General features: G+C 35.8%; 12 protein-coding genes. All 12 read left to right on the plus strand.

Annotated features, from left to right (window positions below; genetic code table 11):
• Positions 1-201 precede the first annotated feature (201 nt).
• The 12 genes from FK178_RS01695 (at position 202) to FK178_RS01750 (ending at position 13,790) form a co-directional block, all read left to right on the plus strand.
• Entirely contained in the window at positions 202-1,638 is a 1,437-nt protein-coding gene (locus FK178_RS01695; protein ID WP_146830379.1) for a lipopolysaccharide biosynthesis protein, read from the plus strand.
• On the plus strand, positions 1,635-2,705 hold the full coding sequence (locus FK178_RS01700) for a DegT/DnrJ/EryC1/StrS family aminotransferase (protein WP_146830381.1): 1,071 nt from the start codon (positions 1,635-1,637) through the stop codon (positions 2,703-2,705). Before FK178_RS01695 ends, FK178_RS01700 begins: the two co-directional genes overlap by 4 nt.
• Before the next feature lie 60 nt (positions 2,706-2,765).
• Positions 2,766-3,653 carry a glucose-1-phosphate thymidylyltransferase RfbA gene (gene rfbA / locus FK178_RS01705; protein ID WP_146830383.1) on the plus strand — a complete coding sequence of 296 codons (888 nt, stop codon included), beginning with the start codon at positions 2,766-2,768 and terminating at the stop codon, positions 3,651-3,653.
• A 102-nt stretch (positions 3,654-3,755) separates the two neighbouring features.
• A complete protein-coding gene (locus FK178_RS01710; RefSeq protein WP_146830385.1) occupies positions 3,756-4,754 on the plus strand; it encodes an SDR family oxidoreductase in 999 nt (332 codons plus the stop codon).
• Between the two features lie 94 nt (positions 4,755-4,848).
• Positions 4,849-5,223 (plus strand): four helix bundle protein, encoded by a 375-nt coding sequence (locus FK178_RS01715; RefSeq protein ID WP_205677200.1) that lies wholly within the window; start codon positions 4,849-4,851, stop codon positions 5,221-5,223.
• Positions 5,224-5,256: 33 nt separating this feature from the next.
• On the plus strand, positions 5,257-6,600 hold the full coding sequence (locus FK178_RS01720; RefSeq protein WP_240793877.1) for a nucleotide sugar dehydrogenase: 1,344 nt from the start codon (positions 5,257-5,259) through the stop codon (positions 6,598-6,600).
• Positions 6,601-6,757: 157 nt separating this feature from the next.
• A complete protein-coding gene (locus FK178_RS01725) occupies positions 6,758-8,152 on the plus strand; it encodes a nucleotide sugar dehydrogenase (RefSeq protein ID WP_146830387.1) in 1,395 nt (464 codons plus the stop codon).
• Between the two features lies 1 nt (position 8,153).
• Positions 8,154-9,182: an NAD-dependent epimerase gene (locus tag FK178_RS01730; protein ID WP_146830389.1), complete on the plus strand. Its 1,029-nt coding sequence runs from the start codon at positions 8,154-8,156 to the stop codon at positions 9,180-9,182.
• Between the two features lie 69 nt (positions 9,183-9,251).
• Positions 9,252-10,709, plus strand: coding sequence for a lipopolysaccharide biosynthesis protein (locus tag FK178_RS01735; protein ID WP_146830390.1), 1,458 nt, complete (start codon positions 9,252-9,254; stop codon positions 10,707-10,709).
• Between the two features lie 53 nt (positions 10,710-10,762).
• Positions 10,763-11,776 (plus strand): UDP-N-acetylglucosamine 4,6-dehydratase (inverting), encoded by a 1,014-nt coding sequence (gene pseB, locus FK178_RS01740; protein ID WP_146830392.1) that lies wholly within the window; start codon positions 10,763-10,765, stop codon positions 11,774-11,776.
• Between the two features lie 3 nt (positions 11,777-11,779).
• Positions 11,780-12,961 (plus strand): UDP-4-amino-4,6-dideoxy-N-acetyl-beta-L-altrosamine transaminase, encoded by a 1,182-nt coding sequence (pseC, locus tag FK178_RS01745; protein ID WP_146830395.1) that lies wholly within the window; start codon positions 11,780-11,782, stop codon positions 12,959-12,961.
• A complete protein-coding gene (locus FK178_RS01750) occupies positions 12,954-13,790 on the plus strand; it encodes an aldo/keto reductase (protein WP_146830397.1) in 837 nt (278 codons plus the stop codon). Before pseC ends, FK178_RS01750 begins: the two co-directional genes overlap by 8 nt.

A 13,790-nucleotide genomic window follows, 5' to 3' on the forward strand; every position in this document is an offset into this window, starting at 1 on the left:
AAAATAGTAATATTAGTTTAATCACGGTAGCAAAGAAAAATTGAAATGAGCCAAGTTAGGATCCTATAACAATAATCTGATTGCCCAATTTGCTTTGAGTTTAAGAAGCTTTGTTTCTCAAAAATTAAAAAACCAAGCTTAAAATTAATACATTCGTGAATATTTAGTTGGTTTTACAAATCCAAAGATATAGATCTTTAAATGTCTTTAAAAAAGAAAGCAGCATTAAGCCTGGTTTGGACCTTTACGCAACAATTCGGGAATCAACTTATTGGATTTTTTGTGTCCCTGGTACTGGCAAGAATTCTACTTCCGGCAGAATTTGGTCTTATTGGGATGATAGTGGTTGTAGTGGCAGTGGGTAATGTGCTGTTAGATGGGGGCCTTACCAAATCCCTGATACGCGACCCGGACTGTGATGAGGAAGATTATTCTACGGTATTTTTTTTTCACCTCATTGCCAGTTTGCTCATCTATGCAGTAATATTCCTGATAGCTCCATTAATAGCCAATTTTTATGAGCAACCTTTACTAACATCCATTACCCGGGTGTACAGTTTATCTATTATAATCACTTCTTTTTCGGTAGTCCAAATGGCCCGCCTTACAAAAGTGATGGATTTTAAAACACAGGCAATTATAGCAATACCCGCTTCTTTAATAGGAGGGGTTGCAGGGGTTTGGATGGCATACACAGGTTATGGTGTTTGGAGCCTTGTTTGGAGCGGCCTAATAACATCAATTGTTAGTACGGTCCTATTATGGTTTCATTCAAATTGGCTTCCCAGCTTCAGTTTTAATATGAAAAAGTTCAGGAAACATTTTGATTTTGGTTATAAGTTGACCTTATCAGATCTGTTGAACAGGATTTTCAACAATATTTTTTTAATTGTAATAGGTAAATATTTCTCTGCCGGGCAGGTGGGTTTTTATACCCGCGCCGAAACAATGAAACAATTGCCTATTGTTAATATTACCAATGCGCTTAATAAAGTAACATTCCCATTGTTTGTATCAATTCAGGATGATGATATAAGATTAAGGAGAGTTTATAAAAAACTAATGTTAATGGTAATGTTTGTTATCGCTCCCGTGTTGATCTTCCTTGCCGTCTTGGCGGAACCCGTTTTTGTTTTTCTTTTTACGGCCAAATGGCTTCCTGCGGTTCCTTATTTCCAGATTCTTTGTGTAACGGGAATTCTATATCCTCTTCATTCTTATAATCTCACTATTTTGAACGTAAAGGGAAGAAGCGATCTTTTTCTTAAGCTTGAAGTGATCAAAAAAATTATAATCATTCTTACTATTTTAATTGCCATACCATTTGGTATCCTGGCATTATTGTATGGGCAGGTTTTAATTTCTTTGATTGGATTCTTTATAAATGCCCATTATACAAAAAGATTTATTGGCTATACAGGCTGGGCGCAGTTAAAAGACGTTTTCCCAATTATTTTTTTAGCCGCATTTGCGGGATTTGGGATATTTATAGCAGACCACTTAGGTCTTCATAATCAAATTAATTTCATTAGAATTCTTGCAGGAGGAATAATTGGGATTTCAATTTATCTACCGGTCGCATATTTTCTTAAATTTAGCAGCCTTTCAGAATTTAGAGATTTAATATTAAAAAAATGATACCGGTAACCAGGACTTTTCTTCCCCCAATTGATGACTACCAATTCTTCCTCAGGGAAATATGGGCGAGCAACCAGGTTGCAAACGGAGGAAAATTGTTATTTGACCTACAAAGAAAGATAAAAGAATATCTGAATAGCCCTAATATGGTTCTTACCACAAATGGCACCCTGCCCCTTCAGATAGCACTAAAAGTTTTAGGTGGGCAGGGGGAAGTAATAACAACTCCATTTAGTTATGTAGCTACCACTTCTACGATAGTTTGGGAAAATTGTACGCCCGTGTTTGTAGATATAAATCCGGAATTCCTTACTATTGATGAAACAAAAATTGAAGCAGCTATAACCTCGAAAACTACCGCCATCCTTGCGACGCATGTGTTTGGGAACCCTTGCAATGTAGAAGAAATTGAGAAGATTGCAAACAAGCACCATTTAAAAGTTATCTATGATGCAGCCCATTGTTTTGGAGTTAAATATAAAGGCAGATCATTGTTCGAGTTTGGAGATATAAGTACCTGTAGTTTTCACGCAACCAAGCTTTTTCACACAGGGGAAGGAGGTGCGATGTTTTGTAAAGATAAGGGACTGCATAACAAACTATTTTACAGTCATAATTTCGGACATAATGGCCCGCTTGAATTTCACGGTTTGGGAATAAATGCCAAAATGAGTGAACTACAGGCTGCTATGGGACTGGCTGTTCTGCCATATGTTAAAGATTTAATTCAAAGCCGGAAAGAAATTGCTGAACTTTATGATCAATATTTAAATTTTAAAAATCTAAGCAGGATCGTGATCCGGGACGACACTGAATGGAACTACAGTTATTACCCGGTAATATTTGAAAGTGAAAAACAATTATTAAATACTCAGAAGGCACTAAACCGGGAAGATATATTCCCCAGAAGATATTTTTATCCTTCATTGAACACCTTGAATTACGTAGGTTCTGCTGAAATGAAAATATCAGAAGATATTTCAAAAAGAATTCTATGTTTACCTGTTTATAAAGATCTCAGTAAGTCGGATATTGAAATTATTTCCGGAATTGTAAATAAAATGTAAAGATTGGAAGAGTTATTATATAAACATTTAATGCTAGATCAAGTATATCGATAAAAAAATATGAAAGGAATTATTCTGGCCGGTGGCACCGGCACCCGACTTTATCCAATTACGAAAGGAATATCAAAGCAACTTCTTGCTATTTATGATAAACCTATGATTTACTATCCACTATCTGTACTTATGCTCGCTGGAATTAGAGAAATTTTGATCATTTCCACTCCTGAGGATTTGCCAAATTTTGAAAAATTATTAGGTGATGGAAGAAGATTAGGTATGGAATTTTCCTATAAAGCTCAACCCTCTCCAGATGGCTTGGCACAAGCATTCATTTTAGGAGAAGAGTTTTTAGGAGATGAGGATGTTTGTCTTATATTGGGTGATAATATTTTCTTCGGACAGGGGTTTGGCGAATTATTAAAAAGAGTAGTTAAAAATATAAAGGAGCAAAATAAAGCTACTGTATTTGGTTATTATGTCCAGGACCCCGGAAGGTATGGGGTTGTAGATTTCAATAAAGACGGAAAAGTATTGAGTATTCAAGAAAAACCTGCCTCACCAAAAAGTAATTTCGCGGTCACAGGATTGTATTTTTATCCAAATTCAGTTGTACAAATAGCTAAAAAAATAAAGCCGAGTCAGCGGGGTGAGTTGGAGATCACCACTGTAAATAAATCCTATTTAGACCGGGGATTATTAAATGTTGAGTTACTAGGGAGGGGCTATGCATGGCTAGATACAGGTACTCATGATTCGATGTTGGAAGCCTCCAATTTTATTCAGACAATAGAGAAAAGGCAAGGCCTTAAAATAGCTTGTTTGGAGGAAATTGCATGGAGAAAGGGGTATATTACTAAAGAGGAAATACAGCAAATAGCCCTAGAGTATAAAAATAATGAATATGGTGACTATTTGAAAAAAATAACAATAAGTGAAATTGACTTGTAACTACTCATTCTGGCCAATTTTACATTTTCTTTAAGATATCAAAGCATGCGTCTAAATTTAGAAATAGTATCTTTGCCGCTGATTTATAAAATTTTATAATTGATGCACAAAGAACAATTTAATCAATTGAGTTCTTCAAAAATATTAGTTACCGGGGGTGCCGGGTTTATTGGATCCAATCTTTGCGAGAAACTATTAGAGCTTGGCGCAAACGTAATTTGCCTGGACAATTTTTCGACCGGCAAAAGAGAAAATCTATTTGCTGTAATAAATAATCCCAACTTTACCTTAATTGAAGGAGATATCCGTAACCTGGAAACCTGCGCTAAAGCCTCAAAAGGTGTTAATTATATTTTACACCAGGCTGCTTTAGGCTCTGTTCCACGTTCATTAAAAGATCCCATTACAACCAATGAGGTTAATGTTTCAGGATTTTTAAATATGCTGGTTGCCGCCAGAGACGCCAAGGTAAAACGCTTTGTGTATGCGGCAAGTTCCTCTACTTATGGGGATTCAGAGAATCTTCCAAAAGTGGAAGATGTGATTGGGAAACCGCTATCTCCATATGCAATTACCAAATATGTGAACGAATTATATGCTGATATTTTTAAAAGCGCATATGATCTTGATACTATAGGCCTTAGATATTTTAATGTTTTTGGTAGGAAACAGGATCCTAATGGTGCGTATGCCGCGGTAATTCCAAAATTTGTAATTCAGTTAATGCGTCACGAATCTCCGGTTATAAATGGTGACGGCACTTATTCCCGTGATTTTACTTATATAGATAATGTGATCCAGATGAATCTTCTGGCGATCACTTCTGAAAATAAGGAAGCGGTTAACCAGGTATATAATACTGCCGTTGGCGATCGAACAAATTTGTTGGAACTTACGACGCTTTTAAAGGAGTATTTATCTAAATATGATCCCGAAATCGCAGAGGTTGATATCAAGCACGGACCAAACCGCGCCGGTGATATTCCACATTCATTAGCCTCCATAGAGAAAGCCCAGACATTGCTGGGATATGAACCTGAGTTCGAAATAAAAAAGGGCTTGAAAGAAGCGGTTGATTGGTATTGGAAGAATCTAAAGTGACAGGGAAAACTTGGAGTAGGGAAACAGGGAGACCTGGTGAAAAGGAAACTTGGTGAAGAGGAGAAAGGGAGACTTGGGGTTAAAAATATAGAAATTGGAAAAAATACGGACTCATAAAGATTTAAGGGTGTATCAGGCTTCTTTTGAAGCTGGGATGGAAGTATTTATAATCTCGAAAACATTTCCTAAGGAGGAGGTCTATTCTTTGACCAATCAAATTCGTCGTTCTTCTCGGTCGGTTTCGGGTAATTTAGCGGAAGCCTGGAGGAAACGCAGATACCCAAAATCTTTTGTTTCTAAATTATCCGATGTAGAAGGGGAAGCTGCAGAAACGCAGGTTTGGCTGGATTATGCCTTGGCTTGCCAATATATAAATGAAGAGCAACATTCGCCGTTAATTAAAAAATACGATTCCATTTTAGGAATGACGGTAACAATGATTACAAACCATGATAAATGGACTTTGTAAAAATAATATTATTAAGAAACAGGTAAGAATATCATGAACAAGAATAATAACTTTTCTAAGGAAAACCCCCAGTCCCAAAGTCCCCAAGGCTCCGAGTCCCCCTCTCCGAGGATAGCAGTAATAGGCTTAGGCTACGTTGGGCTGCCCCTGGCAAGACTTTTTGCAACCAAATACCCCGTAATTGGATTTGACATTAATCAGAGTAGAGTTGATGAACTTAAAAATGGTCATGACAGCACCCTCGAGGTTGAAGATGATCTTTTAAGATCTTCTTTAGTTGAAAAGCCTTCTAATGACAACGGACTTTATTGTTCTACCAGTCTGGATGATATTAAAGACTGTAATTACTATATCATTACCGTCCCAACGCCTGTAGATAAGAATAATCGTCCTGACCTAACTCCATTATATAAGAGCAGTGAAAGTGTTGGGAAAGTCCTCAAAAAAGGAGATATCGTGATTTATGAATCCACTGTGTACCCGGGGGTTACTGAGGATGAATGTGTGCCCGTACTTGAAAAAGTGAGCGGACTCAAATTCAACGAAGATTTTTTTGCAGGCTATTCTCCTGAAAGAATAAATCCGGGTGATAAAGAGCATACGGTGGAGAAGATATTGAAGGTTACTGCTGGTTCTACTCCGGAGATTGGAAAGAAGGTAGATGATCTTTATTCTCAGGTCATCACTGCCGGTACACACCTGGCACCTACCATTAAAGTTGCAGAGGCCGCGAAAGTGATTGAAAATTCGCAAAGGGATATCAATATTGCTTTTGTAAATGAATTGGCAAAAATATTCAATATGATGGATATTGATACTCAGGACGTGCTTGAAGCAGCGGGTACAAAATGGAACTTTTTGCCATTTAAGCCGGGCCTCGTTGGGGGACATTGTATTGGAGTAGATCCCTATTATTTAGCACAAAAAGCCCAGGAATTGGGTTATCATCCAGAAATTATTCTTGCAGGAAGAAGAATGAATGATTCTATGGGGCAATATGTAGCTTCTGAAGTTGTTAAGCTAATGCTGCAAAATGATCAAAAAGTAAAGGGGGCAAATATCCTTGTGCTGGGCATAACTTTTAAAGAAAATTGTCCTGATGTACGGAATACCAAGGTTGTTGATGTTATAAAGAATTTGAAAGAGTACGGCACCAATGTTACAATTTTTGACCCATTAGCCAACCCGGCAGAAGTAAAACACGAATATGGCTTAATTACGACGAGATCCGCGCCGTCTGAAACTTTTGATGCTGTTGTATTATCAGTTTCGCATCACGAATTTTTACAATTAGATCTGGATAAATTTAAGAACGGAAGTACGGTGGTATATGATGTTAAAGGCGTTCTTGGGGAAAAATGCGATAAAAAACTTTAAGTCGGGGAATCGGGATTGGTTAGTCCGTGATTCGTTGATTCAAGAATCAAGACTCATTATTTCAGAATCCTCTTTTCCTGAATTGTAGTGCGGCACTAAGGAGCTAACACGTTTAAGAACTGACGAACGATTTGACGAACTAACGAAATAACAAAAAATGAAAATCAAGAATATATGCTGCATTGGCGCCGGTTACGTAGGAGGCCCTACAATGGCAGTAATCGCTCAGAAATGTCCTGAGATAAAAGTTACCGTAGTAGACATCAATGAAAAAAGAATAGCTGCCTGGAATGATGATGATGTGAATAACATTCCCATCTATGAACCCGGACTTTCGGAAATTGTTGGTGAAGCAAGAGGAAGAAACCTTTTCTTTTCTACAAATGTTGACGAGGCAATTGACCAGGCCGATATGATCTTTATTTCGGTAAATACCCCCACCAAAACCTATGGAATAGGGAAAGGGATGGCGGCCGATTTAAAATTTATTGAATTGTGTGCACGCCAGATCGCAAGGGTTTCAAAAAATGATAAAATAGTAGTAGAAAAATCGACGCTTCCCGTTAGAACGGCTGAGGCTTTAAAAAATATTCTGGATAATACAGGTAACGGTGTGAACTACCAGATACTTTCGAATCCTGAATTTTTAGCCGAAGGTACCGCAGTTCAGGATCTTTTAAACCCGGACAGGGTACTTATAGGTGGCGATATAGCTTCTGAGAAAGGAAAAGAAGCAGTGCAGGCCCTTGTAGATGTTTATGCTACCTGGATACCACAGAAAAACATCCTAACAACGAACGTGTGGTCATCTGAATTGTCTAAATTGACAGCAAACGCATTTTTAGCCCAACGGGTTTCCAGTATTAATGCCATGTCTCAATTATGTGAAGTAACAGGAGCTGATGTAGATGAAGTTGCCCGGGCAGTGGGGAAGGATTCCAGAATTGGTCCAAAATTCTTACAGTCCTCTGTAGGTTTTGGGGGTTCATGTTTTCAAAAGGATATTTTGAACCTGGTTTATATTTCAAAATCATTTGGTTTAAATGAGGTGGCCGATTACTGGGAGCAGGTGATAATAATGAACAATCATCAAAAAAGAAGATTTGCAGGGAAAATAGTTAAGACGCTATATAATACCGTAGCGGGTAAGAGGATTGCCATCCTTGGATGGGCCTTTAAAAAAGATACCAATGACACTAGGGAATCCGCCGCAATTTATGTTACAGATTACCTTCTGAATGAACAGGCAGATATTGTTGTTTATGATCCTAAAGTGAGAAAAGAGCAGATATATGCAGATCTTGAATATTTAGGTACACATAGTTTGGAGGAGATCAAAGAACGGGTAACTATTGTTTCTTCTGCTTTGGATGCTTCCAAAGATGCACATGCCGTTGCCGTGCTTACGGAATGGGATGAATTTAAAAAATTGGATTGGGAGACAGTTTATAAAGGAATGCTCAAACCGGCCTTTCTTTTTGACGGAAGAAGAATTCTGGAAAGTAAAACAAAGGTAGGAATAGGGTTTGAATTTTATGCAATTGGAAGTTAATATGAAAGTTTTAGTCACTGGAGCCGCGGGATTTATTGGATTTCATTTATCTAAAAGATTAGTAAAGGAAGGTTATGAAGTCGTGGGATTAGATAATATTAATGATTATTATGATCCGGGGTTAAAGTTTGATAGGCTCGAAGAATTAGGTGTTCATAAGATTGAGGCTGAAAGCTTTAATCAAATTTGTTCCAGTGATACGTTTTCAAATTTTCAATTTATACGATTAAATTTAGAAGATCGGGAAAATCTTCCCCACCTTTTTAAAAAGCACCAGTTTGATAAAGTTATAAACCTAGCAGCACAAGCCGGAGTACGCTATAGTTTGGAAAATCCTGAGGCATATATAGATAGTAATGTGGTTGGGTTTTTAAATATATTAGAATGCTGCAGAAATAACCAGATAAAACATTTGGTATATGCGAGTAGTTCAAGTGTTTATGGTGAAAACGAAAAAGTGCCTTTTAGTACCGAGGACAATGTAGATAATCCAATAAGTTTATACGCTGCTACAAAAAAAAGCAATGAATTAATGGCTTATACTTATAGTCATTTGTATGGATTCAAAACTACGGGTATAAGATTCTTCACCGTATATGGTCCGTGGGGAAGACCAGATATGGCTATGTTTCTGTTCACAGATGCTATTTTAAATAAAAAACCTATAAAGGTTTTTAATAATGGAAACCTTGAAAGAGACTTTACTTATATAGATGATATTGTCGAAGGAGTCTTTAAAATAATTCATAAAAACGTTAGTGAAATTCCAGATAAATCTGCCCTTTATAATATAGGAAACAGTAAACCTGTAAAATTGATGGAATTTATAGCAGAAATTGAAAATCAAACAGGTCTTGAAGCGAGGAAAGTAATGTTGCCTATGCAACCAGGTGATGTTTCCAGAACTTGGGCAGATGTTAATTTGCTGAAAAAAGACTATAATTATATTCCCACAACTTCCGTGAAAAAGGGTGTGGAACACTTCATAATTTGGTTTAGAAGTTATTATAAGTATGATATTATTAATTAAATGTGCGTAGGTAATTCAAAAGAAGTAAAGTATCTAATTGACCCATTCATACTCCTTTAAATATTCAAAATGTCATTAAGAAATCAGGCCACAGCAGGCATTTTTTGGACATTTGCGCAACAATTTGGTCAACAGATTGTACTATTCTTTGTATCCACTATATTGGCAAGGTTGCTTTTGCCAGAAGAGTTTGGATATATTGGAATGATAGCAATATTTGTTTCAGTAGGAACGTCACTATTAAAAGGTGGATTAACTCATTCGTTGATCCGGAGTAAGGATTTGGAGGAAGATGATTATTCCACTGTGTTTTATTATAATCTTGCAGCAAGTATACTTATCTATATATTAATTTATTTTGCTGCACCGTATGTTTCTGGTTTTTATGGATATCCCATTTTAACTCCTATAATTAGATGGTATTGTCTAAGTTTTATTTTGTTTGCCTTTTCGGCGGTGCAGGAAGCAAAATTAACAAAGGAAATGAATTTTAAGATTCAAACTATAATTTCCATACCATCAGTAATTATAGGAGGTATTGTAGGTATTGGCTTAGCCTACTCGGGATATGGAGTTTGGAGTATTGTTTGGAATCAGTTAATTACCGCATTAGTAAGGAGTATTCAATTATGGATTTATTCTAAATGGGCTCCGGGATTAATTTTCAATTTTTTAAAATTCAAAGAACATTTAAAATTCGGTTATAAAATAACATTATCCTCCCTTTTGGAAAATATCTTTAATAATCTCTACGTTATTATAATTGGAAAATATTTTTCAGCCGGACAGGTGGGGTTTTATACCAGAGCTGATACCATGAAAAATCTCCCCGTAAATAATATCACCTTGGCATTGAACAAGGTAACATTTCCCTTATTTGCTGAGATTCAACATGATAATGAAAGATTAAAAAGAGTGTATAAACAATTAATGAAAATGTCTGTTTATGTCGTGGCACCCTTAATGATTTTTTTGATAATTATGGCTGAACCGGTTTTTAGGTTCTTATTCACTGAGAAATGGTTGCCGGCTGTGCCATATTTTCAAATATTATGTATATCAGGGATTTTATATCCTATTCAAGGATATAATGCTAATGTTTTATTAGTGAAAGGGAAAAGTGATACGCATTTAAAATTAACGGTCTTTAATAAAATTTTGTTAGTTATTGGAATCCTAATTGGAATTCAATTTGGAATTATTGGATTACTCTATGCGCAGGTTTTTTTATCTGTCGTTACTTTTTTTATCTATGCCCATCATACAGATAAAGTTATTGGATATTCATCCTTTCAACAGGTTATTGATATATTGCCAATAATTTTATTGTCTTTACTACCTGGGATTCTTGTATATTTAATTAATCTAAACCTTGAAGAGGAACCCGATTGGTTAAGGATAATAACGGGAGCAGGAGGTGGAATTATTCTCTATATTGGAATTAGTTATATTTTAAAAATTAAAAGTTATAATGATATAATTGACATTGTATTTAAAAAACAGAAAATAGGTATTTCTAAAGACTAGTTTTTTAAGGATTTTGTCATAACCAAATTTTATAAATATTTTATCAAATTAAAATGAATTTAAATAATAAATCTATTCTCATTACAGGAGGTACAGGTTCGCTAGGAAAAGCCTTAACACAACATTTGTTAGAAACTGGAACAGAATTAAAAAAACTTGTGATATTTTCAAGGGATGAGCAAAAGCAGTTTGAAATGGCGCAGGAATATCCTCAGGACCAATATCCTCAGTTGCGATTTTTTATTGGTGACGTTAGAGATGAGGCGAGAGTTAAAAGGGCTTTAAAAGGAATTGACTACGTTATTCACGCCGCTGCTATGAAACATGTTCCAATTGCCGAATATAATCCAATGGAATGTGTAAAAACTAATATCATGGGTGCTGAAAATATTATTAATGCCTGTCTTGAAACCGAAGTAAGCAGAGTGGTTGCTTTATCCACAGACAAGGCTGCAGCACCTATTAACCTTTATGGAGCTACTAAATTGGCTTCAGATAAATTATTTGTCGCTGCTAATAATATTACTGGGTGGAATCCAATTAAATTTTCGGTGGTGCGCTATGGAAACGTTATGGGCTCCAATGGGTCCGTTATTCCATTTTTTCTTAAGAAGAAAAAAGAAGGTGTACTTCCAATTACCGATCCTACCATGACAAGATTTAATATTTCCTTACAGGGAGGTGTAGATATGGTCATGCATGCCTTAGAACACGCCTGGGGTGGAGAAATCTTTGTTCCAAAAATACCATCTTATAAAATCACAGATGTTGCCGAGGCCATAGGCCCGGAGTGTGAAAAACCGGTGGTGGGCATCCGTCCGGGTGAAAAAATTCACGAAGAAATGATAACTTCATCTGACTCATATAATACCTATGATTTAGGTAAATATTATACCATTTTACCTGCTACACATAAATGGAAAAAAGAAGAATATATTGAACATTTTAAGGCTAAAAAGGTAAAACCCGGATTTCAATACAACTCAGGTGAGAATGAGGATTGGGAGAGTATTGATGATCTAAGAAAATTAATAAAGGAACACGTTGATCCTACTTTTGAAGTATAGTTTATGAGTAATTCAATTCCATACGGTCGTCAAAATATTACTGAAGAAGATATCGAAGCAGTTGTAAGTACCTTGAAATCTGATTATCTAACCCAAGGTCCCAAAATTTCTGAATTTGAAGATGCTTTCGCAAAATATGTTGGTAGCAAATATGCAGTTGCAGTTGCCAATGGAACAGCAGCATTACATTTATGTGCGCTTGCATTAGGTGTAAAACAAGGTGATAAAGTAATTACAACACCAATAACTTTTGCAGCATCAGCGAATTGTGTTCGGTATTGTGGGGGTGAGGTGGTTTTTGCTGACATTGATCCTGAGACTTATTTATTGGACATAAATAAGGTAAGAACTTTACTGGAAGCCTCTCCCCAAGGAACATATAAAGGAATAATACCGGTAGATTTTGCCGGTAGAGCAGTTGATCTCGAAGCATTCAAAAAACTTGCAGATCAATATGATTTATGGATTATTGAAGATGCCTGTCATGCCCCGGGAGGTTATTTTAAAGATTCCCGGGGGCAACAACAATTATGCGGCAATGGAATATTTGCAGAGCTTGCAATCTTTTCCTTTCATCCCGTAAAACATATCGCCAGTGGGGAAGGAGGTATGATAACTACCAATGATGAAGATCTTTACAAAAAACTACTTCAACTGCGAACTCATGGGATCGTAAAAAGTGAAAACCTTTATAAAAACTCCATATCATTTGCAGGTGGGGAGGATAATTATCCGGGGTGGTATATGGAAATGCAGGATCTTGGTTTTAATTACCGGTTAACAGATTTTCAGGCTGCTTTAGGTTTAAGTCAACTAAAGAGAGCCGAAGAAGGTTTGGAAAGAAGGAGGGAAATTGCGAAACATTATTATCAAGCATTTGAAGGAAAAAACTTTATTAAAAGTCAATCTGGAATAGTAGAAGGACATGCCTATCATTTATATGTTATTGAGGTAAAAGACCGTTTAGGACTTTATAATTATTTACGTGAGAATAATATTTATGCACAAATACATTACATTCCTTGTCATCTAATGCCCTATTATAGAGAATTTGGATGGAAAGAAGGTGATATGCCCTTTGCTGAAATTTATTATCAAAACTGTATCAGTTTACCTATGTATCCAACATTAAGGGTTAAAGAACAGAACTTTGTTTTAGATAAGATAAAATCTTACTATGAATGATTTTAGACATAAGATTGGGCTTGGCAGTGTTCAATTCGGTATCTCTTATGGAATTTCAAATACGCACGGAAAGACATCTCCCAAAGAGGTGGAAAAGATTCTGGACATAGCTTCTTCAAAATCCATAAATGTCATAGATACAGCTTCTTCATATGGAACTGCTGAACAGATTTTAGGAAATTTACACAAAGGAAGATTTGATATTATTTCCAAATTTATGCCTACTCAAACTAATGGATCTATTAGTTTCCAGCTGGAGAAATCCCTTTATAACTTAAAAGTAGATTATTTGTATGGATATATGGCCCATAGACCTGCCTTACTTGAGGGAAGAGATTGGGAGGAGTTGCAGCTTTTAAAAAAGGAAGGAAGAATTAAAAAGATTGGATTTTCATTTAATAATCCTAAGGAATTTGAAAAACTAAAAAATTCCGGATTTATTCCAAATGTTGTTCAGGTTCCGTTCAATTATTTCGATACAAGATTTAAAGATCTTTTGATAGAATTAAAAGCTGAAGGATGTGAAGTACATACACGATCTACATTTTTACAAGGTTTGTTTTTTATGAATCCTGAAAACTTAGTTGCATACTTCAATAAATTCAAATCTCATATTAATTTTCTTCAATCTACATATGGAAATAATTTACAAACCGCCTTACTAGAATTTGTTTTACGACAAGATTTTATTGATAAGGTAATTATTGGTGTAGAAAATGTAAAACAATTAGAGAAGAACATAAATTCCTCTTTAAAAATTGAACCCTTAAATGATTCTCCATATTTTCCTGAGAATATATTAATGCCAGTTAATTGGCCAAAAAATTGA

Origin of the sequence: Antarcticibacterium arcticum (assembly GCF_007993795.1) — a bacterium.
Classification (GTDB): domain Bacteria; phylum Bacteroidota; class Bacteroidia; order Flavobacteriales; family Flavobacteriaceae; genus Gillisia; species Gillisia arctica.